Raw genomic sequence first — 23,563 nt, 5'->3', positions numbered from 1 at the left:
CAGCCTGATTCGCCCAGAACTCCCGTCCCGCGAAAACATCACTGAAAGGGGTTCAGGGAGCTTCCGCGTACTAGACTTATTGCCAAAAGCGTTCACGCCGCGTCAAGCCCCCCCCTTAACTCTTCCCATGCCGCAAAACATCGAATGGAAAGGGGCGATCAAGGATTGGGAACAAGCCCGCGCTACCGCGGCCCGCTTGGCCACACAACCTGTCGAACGGCAAACCCAGGTCGATACCTATTTTGACTCGCGACGCGGACGCTTGAAATTGCGCGAGATCGCCACGCCCCTGGAATCATGGGCGGAGTTAATCTGGTATGAACGGGCGAATTTGGCGGGGACCAAGGCCAGCACCTACACGCAAATACCCGTGGCGGATGCGGCGGTGCTGCGAGAGGTGTTGTCCGCCAGTATGGGGGTGGTGGTCCGGGTGGCGAAAACGCGCGAGATATGGCTTCACCAGCATGTGCGGATCCACCTGGATCAGGTGGCCGGCTTGGGGAATTTTTTAGAATTTGAGGCGGTGCTGTCGACCTCCGAGGGGGAGGAGCTGCTTGTCATGCGCCAATCCAGGGAACTGGTGGAGCGGTTAATTGGCGAATTTGGGCTGGATCCCGCGGAAGGGATTGCCAGTTCTTATCAGGAAATGATGTTACCGCGAGCCGGAAGAGGTTAATTGTCCATGACTTCGGATTCTTTCCCCTTGGCCATATCGTTCACCTGCTCTTCGTATTTTTTAGTCAATTCTTGTACGTCTTCCTTGAGTTTGTCGCAATCGTCCTCGGTCAAGATTTTATCTTTTTGTTCTTGATCTGCCAGTTTATTGGCATCGCGGCGGACATTGCGGATACTGACACGTGCTTCCTCGGCCAGTTCCTTGATGCGGGCGACCATTTTTTTGCGGACATCGGTGGACAGGGGGGGAATATTCAACCGCACCACCCGGCCATCGCTTTGGGGATTCAGGCCCAGGTCGCTGTTGCGAATCGCTTTTTCGATATCCTTGATCGTGGTGGGATCAAACGGACGAATGACAATTTGCGTCGGTTCCGGAGCGCCGACCTGCGCCAACCCCTTGAGCGGCGTCATGGTTCCATAGGCTTCCACCCGCAGCGTATCAACCAGCCCGGGATTGGCCCGGCCAGTCCGAATACCGGTGAGGGAATGCTTAAAATGCTCGACCGCTTTGTCCATTCGTTCTTCACTATCCAGTAATATTTCGTCGGCGGGCATGGCGGGGCCTGGGCGAGAGGAATCAACAATAAAACCGTTTCTCAATCGCGAAGATACCAATTTTTTGACGGTTTGCCTACGGGCCGAAACAACGCAATTCAACTGCTGTTGGGGCTAGATCTCGATGCTTACCGCCAGTTGGACTGTACTGTCCGGGGGTATGGCCACTCGCAGCTTGGGGTCCGCCGCGCTCCCCACGGTCTGAAAAGTTAGGCCCAGCACGTCGCTGGAACAGATGTTGGGTTGCTCACAACTGGACTGCGCGACCAACCGCAATTCCTGGTCAATGAGTCGATAAAGCTGGCAGGCGCGGGTTTCGGGGATTAGGTACAAACATTCCCGCGTGCCAATGCGGCCGTAAAATTCGAGTTTTTCAGCCGCTTTGTCATCCTCGGAAAGGATTTCGACTAAAAAATCGGGGCCACCGACCAGCGCCGCGTCCAGCCGGCGAGCCGGATTGTCCGGAAACAGTACCGCGATATCGGGAATGCGAAAATTCTTGGTCCAATCCTCCTCCCGATCGCTGACGTTCAGACCGGCGTAAACTTCCACTTGGCGAGATGCCAAGACGTTTTCAAAAAACGCCGCTAATCGAGTGAGCAGCCGTTGATGCACAAAATTTGGAAAGGGGGACATGATGTAAACTCCATTCCATACTTCGTCCCAGCGGGCTCCCCCCCAGTCCCGGCGGTTGCGCAAGAAATCCCCAATCCATTCCCCCCGTGGTATCAGCACCGGTCCAGTGGGAATGCCTGGTAATGACGCCGGAGAAAGAAATGCTTCCGCGACGGACAAAGGGGGGGTGGCGATGACGGTGGCCATAGGGGAACTCAAAGGGAGGGATTTGGGCGTCTTGCCGTCATCAAAATTGATTTAGACCTTTAAAACTTGATTCGCGCTAGAGATCAGCGTCCCCACCTGCTCGCCGCGGACCGCGCGTTCGATGTTTCCCTCGCGCTTATAGTTAAACACCAAGATTGGCAAGTCGTGTTCCATGCATTGGGCAATCGCCGTGGAGTCCATGACGCGCAAGTTTTTTTCCCGCAAAGTGTTGTAGTGAATCTCGTGAAATAGCACCGCGTGGGGGTTTTTTTCCGGGTCTTCGCTGAACACGCCGTCCACCTTGGTCGCCTTTAAGAGGATATCCGTCTCTAGTTCGAGCGCGCGTTGGGCGGCGGCGGTATCGGTTGTGACGTAAGGACTGCCAGTTCCGGCGGCCATGATCACGATCCGCCCTTTTTCCAGATGGCGCCGCGCGCGGCGGCGAATGTACGGTTCGGCGACTCCCTCCATGCGGATGGCCGTCATCAATCGGCATTCACAGCCCAGGGCCTCTAGCGCGTCCTGCAAGGCCAGTCCATTGAGCACGGTGGCCAGCATCCCCATGTAGTGGGCGGTCGCTTCGTGAATGCTGGAGGTGCCCGCGGCAAACTGCGACCCGCGCAAGATATTTCCCCCCCCGATAACAATGGCAATTTGCGCCCCGTGTTGGCGGGCTTGATTGATTTGCACGGCGATATGGCTGACTTCGGTCATGCTGATGCCGCGCTCCCCGGGCCGAACAAAGCTTTCGCCCGAGAGTTTGAGCAGCACGCGCCGGTAGGTCGATTCAGTGGGCATTGTTTCCATCATGGTTATACCTCGAATAAGGGTACCGGGACTTGGGCGTGCGCGCGTGCCCTCTATTTGCCCCCTTTCTCTAATATATCCGCAAAACAGGCGTTGGGGAACGGGCAACGGGGAACACGGGATAGGGAACGGGGAACGGCACTTCGGGCTTTAGATCAAAATCTGTAAATTCGCCGATGGTATTTTGCGGGAAGCGTGGGAACATCGGAAAAGCAGGGGAAGGAATGTTGAAAATCAAATTCCCCGTTAATCATTCATCGTTCATACTTCTAACTTTGCCCCATTACCCCCGCACAATCGTACTTTGCTGGATCACGGGGAGATTTTCGTAAGTACGCTGACCATGTTGACCCGGACCGGTGTTCCGTAAGGCAATTTGATACAGTTCCTTCCCCCAAGGGGTTGGGTAATCGCCGGTAATACAGGCCTGGCAGAGTTGATCCGCGGGCAGGCCAATAGCGCGGGCGATCGAGGGGACGGGCAAATACCGGAGCGAATCCGCTCCCAGCGCGCGGGCCATCTCGTCCTGTGAAGCAATCGTCAATGTGCCGTCCCGCAGATACGGGGGGGCAAACAACTCGCCGATGGTCGACATATCGATCCCATAAAAGCAAGGGGCGATGATCGGCGGGCAGGCGACGCGCACGTGAATTTCCCGGGCCTGGCCAAATTCGCGAATCCGTTTTAGCAGCACTTTTAGAGTGGTGGAGCGGACAATCGAGTCCTCCACCAAAAAAATCCGCTTTCCCGCCAGAATCTCGCGCAAGGGAGTGTACTTGGTCTCGACCTTTTGGCGGCGGCTGCTCCCCCCTTCGATAAATGTCCGGCCGCTGTAGCGATTGCGAATCAACCCCTCCAACGAAGGAATCTTCAGCGCGTAGGCCATGGCATCCGCCGCCGCTTTGCTGGTGTCCGGCACCGGCACCACGATTGTCTGGTCGTCGATGGGCACCGTCTCTTGGCGGGCCAGTTCCTCGCCCAACCGCTTGCGCGACAGATACACCCCATGTCCATCCATCGTGCTGGCCACATTGGCAAAATAGATCCATTCAAAAAAGCAATGCGCCCGGGGGCTGGCGGGGGCGACCCGCTCGATAGAAAACCGCCCCTCCGTAATGCTGATCATTTCGCCTGGCGGCAGGGAATGAATGCTCTCCGCGTGAAAGCCCAAATTTAATAACGCCACGCTTTCGCTGCTGGCCGCAAACAAAGATCCTTCCTTGGCATAACAGAGCGGTCGCAGGCCCAAGGGATCGCGCAGCACCGCCATGTCCCCTTGTGCGTTTAAGTAGACAATGTTGTACGCCCCGTCAAAATCCCGCGTGACCCGGCTAAACATCTCGGCCAGGCCGGGCCGATTATCGCCGCTCAATTCGTGGCTGATTTCGTGCAGGATGATCTCGGTATCGGTCTCGCGCGACAGATGGCTTTCGCCGCTGGCCAGCAGCCGCTCACGCAGGGCGGCATAGTTGGCCAGTTGCCCGTTAAACGCAAAGCTAAACCACTTGGGCTTTTGCAAATGCTGCCGCTCAAAGGGCTGCGCGTAATTGCGATCCTCCGCCCCGCAGGTGGCATACCGCACATGGCCAATCGCCGCCCGCCCCGCGTACTCCTTCATCAGGCTTTCGGCTTTGCCCCGGTGGCTCAGGCGAAATACCTCGCTGACTCCCCCCAAATCCTTAAACGTCAACAAGAGCTGGTTGCGGTCGGGAGCATACGTGGTCATCCCCGCTGAAAGCTGTCCCCGATTTTGCACATCCAACAGCATTCGCGGGATCAGCCGCGAGACTTCCTCGGGGCCGGGATCGGGGGCCAGCGGACTGCGTTCTTCGCCGGGAAGATGATAAATCGCCGCCAAACCGCATTCATGCCGCAATTGACTCATTACATATTCCGTAAAAATACGGGCGCGGGGGCGGGGTGTCGGCCGCCTCAGAGGAAATTCCCCGGTGGCGACAGCCTCTCCGCTGGCAAAGCGCATTGCGGTTTTTCCGCCACGCCGACCATTTTTTTGCCCGCCCATGCTAAGATATCCACATCTAGCTTAACAAATCTTGGCTCCCGACTGTAGGAGTGCGGCGGCATTCTTTCGGCGGCTGCCCGACTCATTTTGCCGCGACCCTGTTTTTCATGGAACAATTGCCCCAGCAATCACGGCAATCCTACGATTTTTGGCGGTCGCTGGCGACGCTTAACACCCGCGGACCCGCCACGCTTGTCCCCGCCATTGCCCTCTGGTTGGGTGGGGCCATGCTGCTTTCCGCCTGGCCCGACGCCTGGTGGCTGTGGCTGGGTCTGTTGGTTTGGGCGTGGGTGTTTGGTAGAACCGCGACCGTGGGCGAAATGCTGTGCTGGGGGGTGGGGATTTCCCTGGCGGCATGGGTGGGGACAGCCTGGCGGTTACAACTGGCCGCCAACGCAAACGGAACCGCGGCTCTTCCCTGGGAATTGTTAGCCACTCGAGCGCTGCCCCAGGCGAGCGTCGTATTTTTGGCCCAATATGCCAGCCAGTTGCTGGTGCAAAGCCGGGACGCGCAGTTGTTTGACCCGCTGACAAGGCTGGGAAATCGAGAGGCGATCCAGGGTTGCGGCCAAATCTGGTGGGAAAACCTGCGCGCGACGCAGCGCGGCTGCGCGGTGATTTATCTGGATGGGGACAATTTTCGCCGCTTTAACCGCGAATACGGCTACGAGTTTGGCGATTTGGTGCTAATGGTCGTCGGGGATTATTTGCGGGTGCTCTTTCCCACGGCTTATTTGATAGGCCGCCGGGGTGGGGATGAATTTGTGGTACTCTTGCCCGTGGCCAGTCGGGAAGAGCTGGAACAGCAGTTACAGCACGTCATTCCGCTAGAGATTAGCTCCCTGACCGATCACGAATGCGAGGTTTCCCTCTCGCTGGGCGTGCAATATTTTTCCGCTCCCGATTGTGCGTGGGGAGAGGCGCTGAACCGAGCGGAGCAGGCCCTGTTACGCGCCAAAATGTCGGAAAAAGCGGGGATTTGCTGGGAATCTGGGACTTTGCCCACCGCCCCAGGGCCGGTGTCCCTGGCGGATGACAGTCTGGGTTAAAAATTTGCCAGAATGTACCCGCGGCGGGTGTGGCGTCATATTACGCCGTGGATTAGATTAGGGGGACCTAAGGGAGATTTCTGGCCAAAAGGCCTGAATGTGTTGTTAATACTTTTTTTGCGGGGAGTTCGCCATGCGTGGATGGAGTAGCATCTTTGCGGGAGTGTTGCTGGTGGTGGGGACGAGCGCTGTACGGGCCGAGGACGCCCCCAAGGCGGACGCCGAGGGCTTTTATTCGCTTTTTGACGGCAAGTCGCTAGACGGTTGGAAATCCAACGAAAATCCCAAAATGGCCGTCGTCGAGGATGGCGTGCTGAAGATCAAAAAGACCGGTCGTTCGCACTTGTTTTATGAAGGCCCGGTCAATAAGCATGATTTTCAGGATTTTGAATTCAAGGCCAAGGTCAAAATCATTGGCAATTCCAACTCTGGAATTTACTTTCACACCGAATTCCAGGATCAGGATTGGCCGGCCAAGGGGTTTGAGGCCCAGGTTTGCAGCGCCAACTATGGCGACCCGCGCAAAACCGGCAGTCTGTATGGGGTCAAGGATGTAAACAAGGCTCCCGTGCCGGACGATGAATGGTTTGATTATCACATCATTGTCAAAGGGAAGGATGTGACGATCAAAATCAACGACAAGACCGTGACCGAATGGACCCAGGAAGAAGGCAAACAACCGAGCGCTCAATTTCCCAAGCGGGTGCTGGACCGGGGGACCTTTGCCCTGCAAGGTCACGACCCGGATAGCGAAGTCCATTACAAGGACATCCGGGTGAAGCCACTGAAGTAATGTGTGCCACTGCTGGCTTGCCCAGCAGTGAGGGTAGATCCGTAGGGCGGATCATGATCCGCCACTCTGGTCACACGGTAAATGGGCAGAACCAGTGCCGCATTACTCAGCTTAATTTTTCATTCTTCATTTTTAATTGATCCAGGTGGCGGGGACAAAACTTGCTTTTGCCCCGCTGGAGCAAAGTCAGAAATAAGACTGATGAAGTAAGAATATAGAGCGCCGAAACTATGGTATCCAATTCTGTATTCTTCATTCATACTTCTGCATTCAGATGGGTGGCGGGGACAAAACTTGCTTTTGCCCCCGCGACTGGAGAATGCCAAACAAAGCCGCCGATGGTATCGGCGGTCTGGGAGCTGGCAGGGGGGCGGAGGAGCAGAGGTGAGGGGTGGCAGGGGGGCGGGGGTGAGGTGGTAGCAAAGAGAGATAGCAGTCCGTGATGCAACAATAGAAACAGCCGCAGGGCGGATCATGATCCGCCGTAGGGAGGAGCCGGAATTTGCCGGAATAGTTTCACTTCCTCGCTCCATCTAAAAATCTTAACTGCGAGAATCTGATCTTCGAAAATCAGTATAATCAGCGTTATCTGTGTTCATTCTGCCAATTCAGATATCACCAACTCGACGATTATAGATGTGTAATGTACTTACGGGCTAAAGTCCGTATTCCCGGACGTAGTCGCCGGCTCAGCGATTTTTTGGCCACGCCTGTGCCGGAGGGCGCCGATGACGACCGGCACGATGCTTAAAATAATGATCAAATAAACGATCTTTTCAAAGTTTTCTTTCACAAAGGGGATCTTGCCCAACAGCAGCCCCGCCAGCGTCATCGACACCACCCAACCGATTCCCCCCGCGACGTTGTACCATACAAACTCGCGGTAATTCATGCGGGCCACGCCCGCCACAAACGGCGTAAACGTCCGCACCAGCGGGACAAACCGCGCCAGCACAATCGCCGGTCCGCCATGCTTTTCATAAAAGGCCTTGGCCGCTAAAAGGTGATCATGCTTGATGAACCACAGATTTCCTTTTTCGTAGACGCGGGAGCCCATCCACCAGCCCAGGCTGTAATTGACGGCGTCACCCACGATGGCCGCGATGATCAGCGTGATATTGAGCGTCCAGATATCCAAGACTCCAATCCCCGCCAATAACCCGCAGGCAAACAAGAGCGAATCCCCCGGCAAGAAAAACCCCACCAATAACCCCGTCTCGCTAAAGACGATCAGGGCCAGTAGGGCGTAGATCCAGACCGGGCCGATCTGCTGCACCAGGGATTGCAGGTTCTCGGGCTGGGGAAAGTCCCGCACCAGCCACAGCAGTCCCGCGAACAGTTGTTGGATAAACTCCATGCCGGGCCGGGGGTAAAAAGGAAAAAAAGATAATCAGAATCAACAGGCTTACTCGGGCAGGGGGCGGCCCTTGGTCTCGGGCAAAAACGGCAGCGCCAACAGCCCAATGATAAACACAAAGCACATCGTCGCGCCGGCGTAGCGCAGCGGTTCGGTGGAATCCTTAAACAACCATTCCAAATACAATTTCACCAACGGCCCGCTGGCGGCGATAAACCGCCCAACATTGTAACAAAAACTGGTGCCGGTCGAACGGAGCCGCGTCGGAAATAATTCGGGAAAATAGATGGCGTATCCGGCAAAGAGCGATAACTGGCAAAAACCCATGATCGGCACGAGCACCCAAATTTGCCAAAAATCCTGCAAGTATAAAAACACCACCACCGTCGAAATAAACGCCGCGATAAAGGCCAGGGCAAACGTCGGTTTGCGGCCGATTATCTGCGATAATGCGCCAAATCCGAACATGCCAAAAAACGCCCCCACGTTGAGCGCGATGCCGGTATAACTTTGCAGGGCGATCAGCCGCTTGTCCAACTGCCGGGCGATTGTCTGATACTCTGCGCGCAATTCAGGCGATAGGGTTGTGGCGTCCAGGGTGTCCCGTTCCGCGGCTCCCAACTTGATCAGTTGATCCAGACGTGCCAATTGCGATTGATCGCTGGACGCCCGCGCGGCGCTGACGGCCTGCCCATACAATGCCTGCCGTTCGACGGGGCGAGCGACGCTTTTGATCAAGTCCATCGTGAAAAAACCGACCGACCACAGCCCAATGATCCCCGCACAGCCCAAAATCAACCCCAAAATCGCGTGCTTGCGCAGCTTGGGCGTGGAAAATAGCTCTTGATATTGGGAAAAAAATGGCGTGGGTTGGGACGCATTGAGGGCTTGTTGCCGCTGCCAAACTTCTGGTTCCTGGAGGTTTCGGCGGATGACCAGGGCCAAAAGCGCGGGGATGGCGCCGATCAGAAACATGATCCGCCAGGGACTGGCGGGGAGGCCCCCCTCATCGGCGATACCCAAGCCCAGATTGATGAGCGCAGCGCTGATGTTTCCCACGGCTGAAAGAGCCTGCAACAGGCCCAGGCAGTAGGGACGCGCCGCGGCGGGCATCACCTCGGCCACCAGGGCCACGCCCACGGCAAACTCTCCGCCGACACCCAGGCCGGTCAAAAATCGGTAAAAGGCAAAATCCCACAGGCCGACGGCAAAGGAACTTAGCCCCGTAAAGAGGGAATACATGAGGATGGTGATGACCATGGTTCGGGCGCGGCCGATGCGGTCTCCCAGGACGCCAAAGACAATCCCCCCCAACGCCCAACCCGCCATAAAAATAGATGTGGAGATGTTGCCACCGTCGCTTTGCCGCTGGCGGATAGCGGCATTCTCTGCCGGGGTGGCGTTGGCGGGAACGGGAAAGAAATCAGCCATGACCGCGGGACGGGCCATGACAAACAACTGCTGGTCGAGGCAGTCAAACAGCCAGCCGAGCGCCGCCACCACCAGCACAAACCAGTGATAACGGGTGAGCAACCGGTACCAGGGTTGGCCGGATTGGTTCGGGGACTGGGACGGTCCTACAGTGGAAAAACCGGATAAATCCGCCATGCGCGTGGATGCCTAAGCGTAAAATCACTGGTTGATACGGGCCAAGAGGACCCGGAATACCAGTCAGCATGATAATGGGCGGGAGGGCGGTGGTCTAGCTGAATGCAGAATTATGAATGATGAATACAGAATGGGGATGGTGGCGGTGCTCCGCAACCCGTCATACGCCCAGCCCCCGCCGATACCATCGGCGGCTTTGTGGGACGTAGCTAAATACCAGCAACCAAATTCCAAAAACCAAATACCGCGCTCCGCTGCGCGTCGCGGCTTACCGGGTGGTCCCGCGTCTCCAGTCTCTCGCCTCCCGCCTCCCGCACCGCAGACCGCCGATACCATCGGCGGCTTTGTCCTCGCGTCTCCAGCCCCGCGACCCCTGTCCCCTAGCAAGTCCCGTCCGGCGGACGGGACCTACTTTGCTGACGGGACCTACTTTGCGGACGAGTCCTACCGCCGCCGACGCAGGCCCAGGCAGACGAGACCCGCGCCGGCCATTCCGGCTGCCAGCCAGACGCTCGGTTCGGGGATGGCCACGCCCACATAAGTGACCTGGCCCGTACTGTATAGTTGGCTCAGGTCCCAATCGGCGGGGTTGCCGGGCAGATTAATGCCGCTGAACTGGCCTCGGGCGTTAGGCAGGTCAAACAGGTCAAAGCTGGCCCCCGTTGGCAGGCGGTAGCCGTCAATCAGCCGCACGCTCAACAGACCATCCAGTTGGGCCAGGCCGCCAATCTGCAAGTGGTCGTATTCGAAACCCAGGGTGTTCCCCCCCAATTCCATGACCAGATTGGCCGCGGGGCCAAAGGCGACATCCCCTTCAAAGGCAACATCGGCGGGCGAAAAGCCCGGGGTAATGTCCCCTTCAAAGTACAGATCCCCCGTGCCGCTGATCCCGCCGCCACTATAGCCCCCAAAGAATGTGGCGCTGCTGCCCGCGCTCACGCGAAACAGCCCGCTGGTGTTGGTCACATCGTCCCAGAATGTCACGTCGGCGTTGCCGCTGACGCTAATGCCCAGCGCGGCGTTGCCCGTGTTATTGAGCACATCGCCAAAGATGTCCGAGATGCCGGAACTGAGCGCGACATTCCCCAGGTTATTCAGTCCCGTCCCGCCAGTGACCAGCGTCCCCCGGCCGGTGATCTGGCCGGTGCCGCCATTGGTCAATGGTTGCAAGAACTCTGCTGTTCCCCCTTGCAGGTTGATTCGGCCGCTGTTGGGCCCATTGGTTCCCTCGAACTTGATCCGGTCGCCGGACTCGGCGCGAATAACGCCAGCAGTATTATTTGTCACTTGTGATTGAAAACGTCCATCGCCGCGGATCAGGCCGTTGTTAAAGACCGTCCCCCCCGAGATAGTCGCGGAGAGCGAGCCTAGAATGATTTCACCGCTGTTACCAAGGCTGCCGCTGGAAAAGTCGCCTCCCGTCCCCACGATCAAAAGCGAACCGGGCGTGACGGTGGTAATGTTGGTTACATTGAGGTTTTGATTGGCGCCGACTGTCAAATTGGCGCCAAAAAGCCCCCCCGCGCCAACCGTAAGTCCCCCCGGGCCGGTCAGGTTGAGCGTGCCGTTAAAAAACGCAAACTGCCCCTGGCCGGCGGGAATCGTGATATCGGCGGTCGTCAGACTCCCCCCCGCCAGGGTTAGAGTTTTAAAGTCGCGAATGGTGGTAACGCCCGTGGCCGTCACGTACTCATCGCTGCTGATCGTGACATTACTATCCCCAAAAGCGCCATTGATGCCAATTGGCAAATCATCCCCGATCGTCAGGCTGCCGCTTAGGTGCTCGATCCGGCCGCCGTTGTAATCGACTTGGGGGAGGACCGCCGTCCCCCCATCGAGCCGGAACACCCCGGTTTCGTTGAGAATGACGACTCCGGTAGTTTTTGCAAACGAACCGCCGTTAAGGACTTCGATACGGGCGGTTCCGCCTTGCGCTAACGTCCGACCCAGGGTGATCGAGCTCGCTCCACTGGATGCGATTGTCGAACCCGACCCCGTGACGGTGATAGTTGCGTTTGAGGCCATTGTTCCAGCGTTGGAATTAATACTTGTCGTTCCGTCAAGGTTGAGCGTTGCGCCGGTTTCCACGGTGACATTTGTGGCTCCATCGCCACTATGCCGCAGGATATGGCTATTTAATGTAACCACGGCTTGATTGGAAATAGTCACATTTAAGGGATCGGCGGAATTGAACCCCCAGAACGTGTTGAAACCCGCTGACCAAGTGGTCCCTGGGTCGCTGATCACCACCGTTCCGGATTGCACATCCACAAATCCCGTCCCTTGCACTTTACCACCATCCGTGATCGAAATAGTTTGATTCGATGCAAAGCTAAGTGGGCTTGTAGCATTTAATTCACCAGCGTTCAGGATGGTAAAATTAGTGCCATTTCCGAAAATTAGGCTCGTGTTAGAACTCCTCCGGAATTCCCCGCCATTAATCAAGATACTAGCTGACGTAGAGAAATTACCCCCGTTGATATGTAATAACCCCGTGGAGTTAATAAAAATGGGATTGGTTCCAGCCGCAAAAGCACCGCCGCCGTTGACAGAGACAACAGCCGAGTCGGGTGCCCCGGCGCCATCGCCGATGCTTGAGGTAAAACCGCCCGTCAACGTGAGCGACGAATTACCACTGGCATTGCCGATATTGATTTGCGAAAGTCCATCCAGATCGCTCAGCATGCTAAATGTGTTGGCGGTGACCGTGCCGCCACTTTGCAGATTGAGCGTGGCGTTGCCGACGCCAGCCAACGATTGCAAGGCCAACCCCGAGGGGAGCGACAGATTCCCCCCGTTACTGACCGTAACCGTGGAACTGGCCGCGCCGCCGGTGATCCGCAAACTGGCGCTGCCGGTCGATTCGGCGATTCGCGAGCCAGTGCCATCGACGGTGACGGTAGCTCCGGTCGTGGCGTCCCCCACATCCACGAGCATCGAACTAGCCCCCAGCAGTTCGCCGCCAGCGGTGACGTTCAGAATTTGGCCACTGTTAATCAGCAAGTCCTTATTGGAGGAGAATTCGCCGGAGTTAGAAATCGCCAGCGTGCGATTTGCCCCCAAATTGAAATTTCCGGTGCTGAGCAGACTCAGGCTGCCGCCATTAATGCTGACGTTGTTATTGGCATTCCAGGTGCCATTGGTTGCGATAAATACATCCCCGGTGTTGTTGATAGTCGTGATCCCGGCCGTTGTGAGGGTGCCGTTGTTTATCACGTCCAAATCGGAAATCTCGGTGCCGACCGCCGCCCCCAACGTCAGGGAATCCGCCGCTGTCGGTAAATTCAATAGTGATCCAGCGCCGGTGATCAAAATATTACCCTCGCCACCATTTGAACTAGTTCCGGCAAAAATATCTCCGGCGGTCACCGTCGATCCGCTCTGAATATTCAAAAATGCGTCAGTCGCGGCAAATCCCGAAATGCCAAGATTTAATTGCGCGGTAGGGGCAAAAGAAAGCGTGGCCCCATTGGACAAGAAGACGGTGCCATCATTGCCATTAAGCCCAATAATAGTTGTCCCCGGCCCGGAAACATTGAGAGCCGAATTACCGCCATCGATCTCAATCGTGGCGGCGCCCGCTAAACCGACCTCAAACTTAGTTGTGTTCACCACCACCGGTAACGCCGCGCTCCCAATGGATAACGTGGCGTTATCCACGTTCAATGCGTCTGCACCGGTTAGCGTCACAGTGCGCACCGTGGCGTTATTGCTGCGAAAGTTCACCGTCCCCGCCGTCACGTCATTCTGCGTATACGTGGGCGATGTGGCCAACGTCACCGTGTAGGCATTGGCAATGTTAAAAATTGCCCGGTCCGCCGCCAGCGGCACCGCTGTGTCCCAGTTGGCCGCCACGCTAAACGTGCCATTGGGCGGGACCAGGCCGTTGCCATCCCACGTCCGGTCCACGGCTAATGCGGATTGTGTGAAGTGGGTACCCAGGGCAATTGCCAAGGCCAGGGAAAGACGCTTGGCTGTGTGGTTGCGATTCTGTTGCATGATGAACCTTGTGGCGTGTTAAAGTGTGAAGTTGTGAATTTTAAATGAGAAAAGGAACTTGAATGTAAATATTATGAGTGAAGTAGGTAGTACCCAGAATTCGACGATCTGGGTACTGTCCGCTACGCTGCGCCGTGCATCGCGGCAAGGGGCCTACGCACCCCTGCACGGTGATATTCGGCAACGGAGTTGCCTCCTACAAATATTGCTGTCCACCGCGTCGCGGACCGCCGATACCATCGGTGGCTTTGTGGGTCGTAGCAAAAATACCAGTAACCAAATTCCAAAAACCAAATACCGTGCTCCGCTGCGCGTCGCGGCTAAGCGGCAGGTCCGCGTCCCACGCACCGCGCCTCGCGTCCCGCGTCTCCCTGACCCCTAACCCCTCTCCCCTGCCCCCTACCGCCGCCGGCGCAGGCCCAGGCGGGCGACACCCAGGCTGGCCAGTCCCGCTGCCAGCCAGACGCTCGGTTCGGGAATGGCAGTTACCGCAGGATTGGCTGCATTACCGATATACCCCAAATTCACGCCTAGGGGATTCCCCACGCCCGAGCCAAAGTTGCTGTCGATCGGCAGGTAATCCGCCGAAGTGACCATGCCGTCAAAATCCCCGTCCCCCAGCGTCCAACCCCCGGATAATCCAGGCGTGGGTGTGCCAAGGAACGAATCGACCACGACATAGTCGCCGCCGTCCACCTGTCCGTCCAGGTTGTAGTCCCCCGGATAGGTAAAGCGAATAATGATTTGGGTAAAACCTGTCCCTAGGTTGGAATCCCCCAGGGTGAGATCATAAAAAGGATTGCCGATATTGCCAAATTGAGTGTTGACGTTGTCCACGGCGATAATCACGCGGGTACCACCAGAGTTATCAACAACGGTGCTGCCGATGATCGGCACCCCGCTGCCGGGTGCCATGCCAAAGCTGTAGTAGTTATCCAGGTAACCGGTGACGGTGGCCAGGGGATTGGGATCGGCGGGGGTGTCCTCGTAGTGGAGGACCAGGTCGTTATCGTTCAGGTCGATCAAAGCGTCATTCCCTAGTATCAGTCCCGGCGCGCCGGTGCCTCCATTGACTGTCGTGTTATCCAGGACCAGCAACCCCTGCGCCGCGCCGTCGGTTGCTTCCACGGTAAGCCGGGTGGGAATGACAGGCGATCCTGGGGCCAGAGTGAGTCGATTTTGCCGCAGACCGGTGACTGTTAAATCAGTGCGAGTGTCGAGATCGGTGCGTCCCGTGGGGCTGCCATTGGGAAAGGCGATCGTCACTGGTCCCGTAACTCGGCCAGCGGCTTGATTAATGCCCAGGATATTCAGCAGGCTGGTGGGGGAATTGGTAAAGACCCGCGCGCGGTCGGTGCCATCGGAAAACGGAGTGTTGCTACCGGCCAGATTGAGTTGTGTTCCGGCGGCCAGTTGCACCGTGACGCCCGTACCTAAAGCGACCCCGTCCATACCGTCCAGGTTGTAGGTGATCGGTCCCCCGGCGAAGCTGAGGGTGGAGTTGTTATTGTAGGTTTGGCCCCCAGTCAAGAGGACCGCGCCTCCCCCTGTTTTATTCAGGGTGCGAGAAGCGCCGAGGGTCACATTTCCCCCCAAGGTCAATATGCCGCCGCTCCCTTGGCTGAGATTGACATTGCTTAAGGCGTTGACATTGGCGTTAATTGTGTGGCTGCCATTTCCGTGGGCGTTTAGGACGCTGATATTTGCCGCCGACATGCCGGTGTTTTGCAGGGTGAGCGTGCCAGGGCCGGCGATCGTATAGTTGTTGTTATCGTCGAATTTTACCGTTCCCACGGTTAAGGGCGCGTCCAGCGTCACGACTCGATTGGCCGTGATAATTGTTGTAAACGCCGCCGTGTCGCCGATGCCGCCGGGAGCAACGCCGCCCACCCAATTGCCGCCCACGCTAGCGTTGCCGCTGGCATCGACACCCCAGACCTTATCGCCGGTCGTGCTGCTCAGGATGACCACGCTGGTGGGGAGGTAAATGGGTGTCAGGGTGATTCCCGGCGCGGGGTTGGTCCCCGTGACGCTGCTAAATGTACCGATCCTATTGGCGGCGTTGAGTATGGTAAAGCTATCGCCTGGCGTTGGCATAAACCCGTTGATGAGAGCTAATTCCAGGTTGCCGTTGAGCGAGGCCGAACCCCCCACGTTGATTTGGTCGTGCTGGGTGCCGGGGATTAGGCCGCCAATTTCGATTTGGGTGTTGGCCAGGCTTCCCAGAACAATGTTCCCCCCAAAGACGATATTGGCCGGGCTAGCACCGGGGCGAAGGTCCCCTTCGAACATGTTAGTGCCGCCGCCGGGAAAGCTGCCCGCGCCGCTGACACCGCCAAAATAGACCGCCGTGGAGCCGGTGGATACCTGCACGACGCCGCTATTGACCAGATCATCATAGAACGTGGCGTTGGAATTCCCCGAGACGGTGATCCGGCCCGTGGCGGAATTGGTGATGTCGCCGTAAATGTCGCTGGTTCCAAAAGAAAGGCCGACCGAGCCGTTATTGGTAAGACCGCCGTTAAACTTGAGCAGCGCATTGCGGGCAGCGATCAGGCCCGTGCTGACGGCGTTGGTAAATAACGCGTTGGATTGGAGTTCGCCGCCGATGACCGAGACGGTGCCGGCGTTTGAGGTTGGGTCTTGTAAAATCAGCCGTTCGCCCGTGAGTGCCTCGACTCGGCCGGTTAGTTGATTGATTAACGAACCCCTTACATTGCCCGTGCCGCGAATTGTGCCGGTGTTGGAGATTGTTGAGCCGTCGAATATGGCCAACGGATGGGATAACAGGACCACCCCGGAGTTTGCCGCCGTATCAAAGCCACGCACCTGACCAGCCTGGATTTGGAGTGTGGTTTGATTGACAAACGAACTGACGTCGATCATGCCTCCCGTGAGGGTAATGGGGCTTGTAAGAGTTAATGTATGCGCGGCAACGGGAGTCGAGAGCAACCGACCTGGGCCCAGCGTATTGGCGGGGCCTAAGAATTTTTCTACAAAAGTAGCGTCTATGGTATTGGAAGCCGCGTCCATACGGACCGTGCCACTGGACCAATTGACGGTGCCCGAGAGAAAGCCTATTGAATCGAACGCCAACTCTCCCCCGGTGAGATTAACCGTGCCGTCCCCCAAGACAAACAACGTGCCAATATCGACACTCCCTCCAGTGGCGATATTCAATGTTCCCGTGCCTCCAAAATTAAAGCCGATCCCCCCCACGGTGAGCGTACCGCTGCTGAGTAGCCGCGCGCTCGAATCGACGGTGAGCGTCCCCTCCCCTCCCGGTAGCGAGGCGATATTGATGGAGTTCGCCCCCAAATTCACAATCCGCCCCTGGCGGAGGCGTAATTCGCCGCGCCGATTCGTCCCCACATTCAGCGTGGTGATGTTGGAGGTTAATCCCCCGCCAATCAATTCCAGTGTTGGCAGGTCGCTATTGTCCGTGCCGTTCAGCGTAAACGGTCCCGTCGCGGCCGCGGCCTGAAAATTGCCATTAACCCGCAGCAAGCCGTCCACAAAGTTGAACGCGCTTGAATTTTGGAAATTGCCGCTGACAAAGACGGATCCTCCATCCAAGAGCATGGCGCCGACCGGAGCCCCCGCGGGATCGAAAATACTGAGATTGCCAGAGACATAAACTTCGGCGCCCGACAGCGCGTTAAATGTCCCTTGGCCCGCGTTTCCAACTATGAACGACGCGCAAAAACTTTGCGAACCCGCGCCGGTGACGGTAAAGGTTCCCGCGCCAGGAGCCGTCGTTCCCAAGACAATGTTTTGCGTCGTGCTAAAAAACCCCCCGTTTGAAATTGTAACCGCCCCGGGACCGGCTGCCCCGACAGCCAAGCCGCTACCCAATGTCCAACGCGAGTCTGCCCCCGTGACAGTGGCCATGCCATTCGCCGAACCGGTATTGCCGATTGAAACATTCGAGGTCGAATTAAGCTGGCCGCCGGCGGAAATGGTCAGTGAGGCCTCCCCCGCCCCTCCAATCGTATGGGTGGAAGAAAGATTGAGGACCGATCCGGTCCCCGTGACCACCACGTTTCCCACGCTGACGCCGCTACTGGCTTGGGTAAGGCTTGTTGTACTGGCAGTCGCCCCCGAGCTAATGGTGAGTGTACCCAGGCCAATGGAACCAATCGATATTGATCCGGCGTTAAGACTAGAACCGCTTCCCGTGATCGTGGCGGTTCCTTCCGATCCAGTCGCGCTTCCAATCGTCAACGAACCTAGGGTGTTGAATGTTCCGCCGCTCTGCACGTTAAGGGACCCCGTGCCAGATGATCCCACGGTCACGCCCCCGCTTAGGTCAATGCTGGCCTGGGGGCCGGTGACAGTGGCGGTCCCGGTCCCGAAATTGCTTGCCAGTACCATTGTCTGTCCAAAGACCTGCCCATTGTCGTTAATCGTTAAGGTTCCCGCGGAATTGGATCCTATATTAAAATCTGGCCGAATGGTGTCGGTGCCCACTTTGCCATTTGTCCCGACGGTTAAAAATCCCGTGCCAAAAAGCCCAACAAAGATGTCGTCTCCAGTGCCATCGCTATTCAATGTTCCATCGATAAGGGTCAAACGCGCGGTTTGATTCGATACTGTCCCAATATCCACGCCAAAATTAGTCAGCAAGGTGTAGGTTAATCCATTCAAATCGAACGTGATATTTCCATTATCCACATCCAACGAGTTATTGGTTACATTGCCTGAAAATGACACTGTATAGGTATTATTAAGATCAAAATTTGTGTCATCCGCCGCCCCCGGCACGCTTGCGCCCCCCGCGCCGCCACTGACGGCGGACCAATTGCCGTTATCCACAAAATTCCCCCCTAATGGATCGATCCAAAATCGATCCGCTGCGGGAAGAGTCGCGGGTAGCAAACAAACCACAGCAGCCAACGTCATCCGGCGGAAATTTGGGGTTTTCATTGATGTACCTTAAGGAATAAACAAAGGGGGAAACACCCCCGCGCCGAAGACGCACGACAGTCAAAGTTTGCGCACTTGAAATTCACGCGGTACGCGTGTTGAAATCCAACATGGCCAAGACAGTTGCGATTATGGCGCAAAATGCCATTTATTGCAAAGAATCAATACATTCTGTGATAAAAATAATAGCAATTACCATAGATACTTGTCATCAATTCCATTAATAATCAAGATTAGTCATACTACGCTGCACGCGACTGATGCAGGGATGGTTTGTAAGTGTTTGATGTTAATTGCGTTATAACTTCCTCTGGAGAATGCTGCTTGGCCCACATGGCAGCCTGCTCCCGCGCTCCTTGGGCATAAGCTATATAGTTAGTACACATTTGCCTGAGTAAGTGTCCGACCATTCCCACATCGGCAAAGCAGAGTCCAAATTTGCCGAGAGGCGGGGAAGGCTGCTCATGCTGAACATCAAGGAAGGCACATTCCACATCTGCCAGACTCAAAGGATGATTGTGATACGCGTTCTGCAGGGAAATTTCACACCGCCGCGTCCCCCGGGGAAGTGGAATTAATAAGCCTTGTTGCCGTGGAACGGATGTTGTACTGGCGCGTTGTCCGGTGATTTCGCGCCATTCGCCAAGGGCGCTATTGGCGGCATTAAAGCTGTTGCAACGCACAGCCAGATAACTTCCAGGGGCCGGTGGGCCGGGCCATCGCCAACTCAAGGCCAGTTGGGCACAATTTGCCGGAACCGTCACCTCTGCCATGGTGGCAGGTTGAAGATGTCCCCCCGCGGTTAAACCCTGCTTGGGCTCGGCATTATCAAACAGCCGCGGCGCAGAGGTCGCTGTTTTCACATACTCTGGCCGATACCGCCAGTTCCATGCTGGACTGGGTATTTTTTCGACGATGGCACACGCTTGTAAGATTTGCTCGACATGCAGCCAGTTGGCTTCGGCCAGTTGGTTGGCCATCCAGCAACCTGCGGGAACAATTACCGGTTTTCCCGCGGCCAAAAGTTCAACCAACACGCCCGAGCAACGAACGTAATATTCGCTGGCGTCGTACAACAGCAGTCCAATATCCGTCGCGCGGATAAATTCCAGGTAATCCCGTGTTCCCAGCGGCCATTTAACCACGGCGACCGACCTTCGACATGAACGAGCCGCCGCGACCGATGGATAAAATTGCGCAGACTCGCGCAACAACGGACTGAGCTTGCCTAACCGCTTGCTTTGCACAAAGAGCTGCATTTGGCCTTCGGGCGCGAATTCTTGAGCGCATGCGGCAACCACCGGAGCGAGTTGGCCTGTTCCTTTTTCGGCGCGAATGCAACCTGGTACACCCACGCGCAACGGTCGCGGACAACTTACGGATTCCCTGGTATGCAAGGCAAACTGCGGATTGACCGGCCAGGGTAAATCACGCACGGGCAGGGAGGTAATCCGGTGGTATTGCTCGACCAGTCGATCCGTCGTGCAATATATTTTTAGCTGTTGCCCGGGCAGTGCCGCGGCATCGGCAAAGATTCTAGCCAAGTTCGGGTTTTGTGGTTGCTGCGCGGGATAGTCCGGTTCCCTGCCGCCAAATAATTTAAAATGAAACTGCAAATGCCAATCCACGGCCAGTGCGGCGGGTTCTACTTCAAAAAATTGGACCAAGCCCGCCAATTCACTCTCCATCACGGTGGCCAGCAAAATCTGGTCCCCCTGTCGCAGGCCCAGTTTTTGCCAGACGCAGGCCGTGTCCGCGGCAAACTGTTGGATAAAGCGCGTGAGTTGACGATCATATCGTTGCCACAACCAATGCCGTATTGGCCGCGAAAGCCACTGCCACCATGTTGCCGAATGCGCCTCAGGTGTGGGGCAAGTCTCCCCGCCGTCCTGCCGCCGTACCAAGCGGGCGAATTCCGCCGCGGGGTCTAGCCTTGACTGGCGGGCCCGCCATTTGGGGACTTCGTACGTGGTGTAATGATACGCTGGCAAAACCCGCCATGAGGGGGAAATCTGCCGTGTTGCTGAAAATTGCCGGTTTACCGCCAGCACAGGTTGAAAACCCGCCTGCTCCGCCGCCGCCAACACATGCACGGCGTATTCCAGGTTATGCCCCCCCAGCCGCTTGATCGAATGATCCATCAGCACAAAGCGGGGATGAGCTACGTGGGGTTGGTGTGAAATCAATTCCATGTCTGACGGTGCAAAAAAATTATGCGGCCTGCGCGGGGCCTTGTGCGGAGTTTTTTTGAATCAACCCAAAGTCGGTCCAGGTTGCCCGGCGAGCCAGGGTATCGCGCCAAATTTGCAGATTTCTGGCCCAAGCTTCGTCGGAAACGTAACCCCGCGCGTGTTCCAGGTGGACGCAGACGGCCCGGTGGCGAATTTGCATTGGGCGAATCCCGGTGTGTATGAGCCGTTCTCCTAATTCGCGGTCTTCGCCGCCGTATTGCATACGCTCGTCAAAGCCATTCACCGCGATCAGATCGCTCTTCCAGCCGGAGGCGTTGTGCCCGTTCCAGGTGGCGCGGGTGGGGGTTAGCTGATCCCACAACCATCCCCAGCGCGGCCCCGCGGCAAGTTTGAGCAATTTGAAAGTCCCGGGCAGACCGTTAATTCGCAGCCAAGCGGCGTCGGTTGCCCGACCCGCGCGAATATCTTCTGAAGAGATTTTGTGGCTTAATTCCAGGGGCAGCCGCAGGAGACCGCCGGATAAAAATCGGCCCGGCCGCGCCAGACGCGCGTGATGTTCCACAAAGTCCCGCCGGGGAATGCAATCCCCGTCGGAAAAAATAAAATAATCCCCCTGGGCGGAGCGAATGGCCGCATTCAAAATCGCACATTTGCGAAAACCCTGGTCCGCATGCCAGACATGACGAATTGGCAACCCGGTCGCGCCACGCAGACTTTCGATCCGCCTCCAGGTTTCGGGGGTGGAGCCATCATCCGCGATCACGATTTCCAGAGGAGGCCATGTTTGCACCGAGTAGCCCCAGAGCACGTTTTCCAACCAATCAGGCGAATTGTACGTGCTTAAAATTACCGAAATCCGCATCGCAGACGTCCTTGTCATTGATTTCGTTCACTCACGCGCCCCCCCCGTCGGGCCGCGGACCCGCGCAAAATTTCATTTGGGCAAGAATCTTACAACAGGCGCGCCAGCTAGGCAATTCGAATCAAGAAAAAATCGGCAAGGGGCCAATAATCACTGGCCTGACAGATTTTCACTGAAATAAAACAGCGTCAAAAAATCAGAAAATCACCGGAAAAGATAATCCGGCGGCAGATATGCTAGCATCAATTACGCCGTATAGGGCGGAGAATGCTTCGCCATCAACGTAGAAAGCGACAACGCATAGTTGCCACTGAACGTGTCTTGCAACTAAACAAAGGTTGCATTTGCCCCAAGGCTTCACTGTAACCCGAGGCTTCACTATATCCCGCTAGCAAAGAATGAATCGCTAGCAAAAGTTGCCCGCTAGCCAATCAGCACTTCTTGTTCGCAGATCCATAAATGGGCCAAGTCGAGTGCTTCCGCCAAGATAGGCAGATCTTCCGGCTCAAATCGTTCCACCGGTAACCAATGATTGTCAATTCGTGACATCCGGTGCAAAGCAACCGAATGCTTCATTCCTTCCGGGCGAGACTCTTCCCAAACTGTCGCCCGCACCTGTCCTAAACGAACCTCGTGGACTAGCTTTGACCTAGGCATGCAATCCTCGCAAGTAGAATCCGTAAATATTAATTGTAGTAATTGTGAATTTCACTGGCATCAGCATGAGTGATTGACCCAAAGTTGCTAGCAACACAAAACTACCCGTGGGCGAACGCCCTGCGTGACCTTCCTATACCGCCTCTTCGCGTTCACGCTTCTTAACATGCTCTATTTCACCCGATTTTTTTTCTGTGGCAAGTACCTCACAGTTTTCCCAATCTGCAAACTCTGTGCTGGCACGCTTTTTTTTCGCAAAACTGGGGTTTTTACAAATAAATTAGAATTCTGAAATACAACGTAAGTGCATATAGGGAAACACCTTAGTAAAATAATCAGGGAATTATCCCGATTCTGTTGTTCTTTGTGGAAAAAGTGTTCGCCAAATGTTAGAAAAATCGTTCCACCAGAACTTTTCCCGGATGATCGCGTAAATTATCCGTCAATTCAAAACCTTTGCTAGCTGATGGCCCGGAATGTGGAATTGGCTTTTCCCTCCTACTTGTCCTTGCGATCCCCTGGCCAAGGAATGGGTCGAAGATCGCTTGTTATGGCTGGCGGAGGAATTTCCCGACAGTGCTTTTAGTGGGCGGCCGGTGATCCTGCCCACGCCGCGGTATTTTCCCGATCGCTACGATGGGACGTATAAGACGGTCCGCACGATGCTGGATCGGATCTGCTATTACATGGATGTCGAACCTGCTAGCGTGGAATTGGTGTTCTTTAAAAATACCGACACCTACCTGGTCAACGACCAAGGGCACGCCGTGGGGCAGGCGGCGGGAACCTTTGAGATGGACGATGACGGATTTCGAATACGAGTCGAAACCAGCCAGTTGCTAGATCCCATGACCTTGGTGGGAACCCTGGCCCATGAATTGGCCCATGTGCGATTACTGGGCGAGGATCGAATTTGGGGAGAGGTATACGACCACGAACTCGTGACGGATTTGACGGTGGTCCACTTTGGGCTGGGAATATTTTTAGCGAATGTGCCGCGGGGTGGGTGGCGCAGCGGTTACACACAATGGCCGGACTCTCAATTACTCAAGCCGGAATACATGAATGACCCGATGTACGGTTGGGCCCTCGCGCATTTGGCATTGTTTCGGGAAGAGCCTGATCCAGCATGGGCGGCACATTTAAAAACAGGTCCCCGGACGAATCTGCGGCAGGGACTGCGATATTTGCGGGCCACCGGCGACACCACCTATCGTCCCCGCTAGCAACCGGCG

Annotated in this window: 15 protein-coding genes; 4 read left to right on the top strand and 11 right to left on the bottom strand. The window is 56.3% G+C overall.

Translation table 11 applies throughout. The annotated features are described in order from the left end of the window. Positions 1-127 precede the first annotated feature (127 nt). Complete coding sequence (locus tag SFX18_13105; protein MDX1964085.1) at positions 128-676, top strand: class IV adenylate cyclase; 549 nt, start codon at positions 128-130, stop codon at positions 674-676. On the opposite strand, the gene frr is transcribed toward SFX18_13105, so the two are convergent. The 4 genes from frr to SFX18_13085 form a co-directional block, all read right to left on the bottom strand. Further along, a complete protein-coding gene (gene frr / locus SFX18_13100) occupies positions 673-1,233 on the bottom strand; it encodes a ribosome recycling factor (protein ID MDX1964084.1) in 561 nt (186 codons plus the stop codon). The two genes, SFX18_13105 and frr, sit on opposite strands and share 4 nt — an antisense overlap. Positions 1,234-1,347: 114 nt before the next feature. After that, positions 1,348-2,055, bottom strand: coding sequence for a Uma2 family endonuclease (locus SFX18_13095; GenBank protein ID MDX1964083.1), 708 nt, complete (start codon positions 2,053-2,055; stop codon positions 1,348-1,350). Positions 2,056-2,106: 51 nt separating this feature from the next. After that, positions 2,107-2,865 carry a UMP kinase gene (gene pyrH, locus SFX18_13090; GenBank protein ID MDX1964082.1) on the bottom strand — a complete coding sequence of 253 codons (759 nt, stop codon included), beginning with the start codon at positions 2,863-2,865 and terminating at the stop codon, positions 2,107-2,109. A gap of 280 nt (positions 2,866-3,145) precedes the next feature. Further along, entirely contained in the window at positions 3,146-4,747 is a 1,602-nt protein-coding gene (locus SFX18_13085) for an amidophosphoribosyltransferase (protein MDX1964081.1), read from the bottom strand. Positions 4,748-4,992: 245 nt separating this feature from the next. Between SFX18_13085 and SFX18_13080 the strand changes: the two genes are divergently transcribed. Both SFX18_13080 and SFX18_13075 read left to right on the top strand, forming a co-directional pair. Further along, positions 4,993-5,934: a GGDEF domain-containing protein gene (locus SFX18_13080; GenBank protein MDX1964080.1), complete on the top strand. Its 942-nt coding sequence runs from the start codon at positions 4,993-4,995 to the stop codon at positions 5,932-5,934. 133 nt (positions 5,935-6,067) lie between these two features. Further along, entirely contained in the window at positions 6,068-6,727 is a 660-nt protein-coding gene (locus SFX18_13075; GenBank protein ID MDX1964079.1) for a DUF1080 domain-containing protein, read from the top strand. A 649-nt stretch (positions 6,728-7,376) separates the two neighbouring features. On the opposite strand, the gene SFX18_13070 is transcribed toward SFX18_13075, so the two are convergent. From SFX18_13070 to SFX18_13040, 7 genes are all read right to left on the bottom strand, one after another. Continuing rightward, on the bottom strand, positions 7,377-8,084 hold the full coding sequence (locus tag SFX18_13070) for a VTT domain-containing protein (protein MDX1964078.1): 708 nt from the start codon (positions 8,082-8,084) through the stop codon (positions 7,377-7,379). A gap of 48 nt (positions 8,085-8,132) precedes the next feature. Further along, a complete protein-coding gene (locus tag SFX18_13065) occupies positions 8,133-9,692 on the bottom strand; it encodes an MFS transporter (protein ID MDX1964077.1) in 1,560 nt (519 codons plus the stop codon). Between the two features lie 444 nt (positions 9,693-10,136). Next, positions 10,137-13,691, bottom strand: coding sequence for a hypothetical protein (locus SFX18_13060; GenBank protein ID MDX1964076.1), 3,555 nt, complete (start codon positions 13,689-13,691; stop codon positions 10,137-10,139). 399 nt (positions 13,692-14,090) lie between these two features. Continuing rightward, the gene (locus SFX18_13055; protein ID MDX1964075.1) at positions 14,091-18,617 is read right to left on the bottom strand and encodes a hypothetical protein; all 4,527 of its coding nucleotides are present in this window, start codon (positions 18,615-18,617) and stop codon (positions 14,091-14,093) included. A 242-nt stretch (positions 18,618-18,859) separates the two neighbouring features. Beyond that, positions 18,860-20,809, bottom strand: a complete 1,950-nt coding sequence (locus tag SFX18_13050; protein ID MDX1964074.1) for a hypothetical protein — start codon at positions 20,807-20,809, stop codon at positions 18,860-18,862. Between the two features lie 19 nt (positions 20,810-20,828). Further along, positions 20,829-21,671: a glycosyltransferase family 2 protein gene (locus tag SFX18_13045; protein MDX1964073.1), complete on the bottom strand. Its 843-nt coding sequence runs from the start codon at positions 21,669-21,671 to the stop codon at positions 20,829-20,831. Positions 21,672-22,094: 423 nt separating this feature from the next. Continuing rightward, positions 22,095-22,328: a hypothetical protein gene (locus SFX18_13040; GenBank protein MDX1964072.1), complete on the bottom strand. Its 234-nt coding sequence runs from the start codon at positions 22,326-22,328 to the stop codon at positions 22,095-22,097. 476 nt (positions 22,329-22,804) lie between these two features. Here SFX18_13040 and SFX18_13035 point away from each other — a divergent pair, with 476 nt between their 5' ends. Continuing rightward, positions 22,805-23,554, top strand: coding sequence for a hypothetical protein (locus SFX18_13035; protein MDX1964071.1), 750 nt, complete (start codon positions 22,805-22,807; stop codon positions 23,552-23,554). The last annotated feature ends 9 nt before the right edge of the window (positions 23,555-23,563 follow it).

This window comes from Pirellulales bacterium, assembly GCA_033762255.1.
Taxonomy (GTDB): Bacteria; Planctomycetota; Planctomycetia; order Pirellulales; family JALHPA01; genus JANRLT01.
Note: the sequence above shows the minus strand (reverse complement) of the source record. Positions and strands in the feature narration are given on the sequence as shown.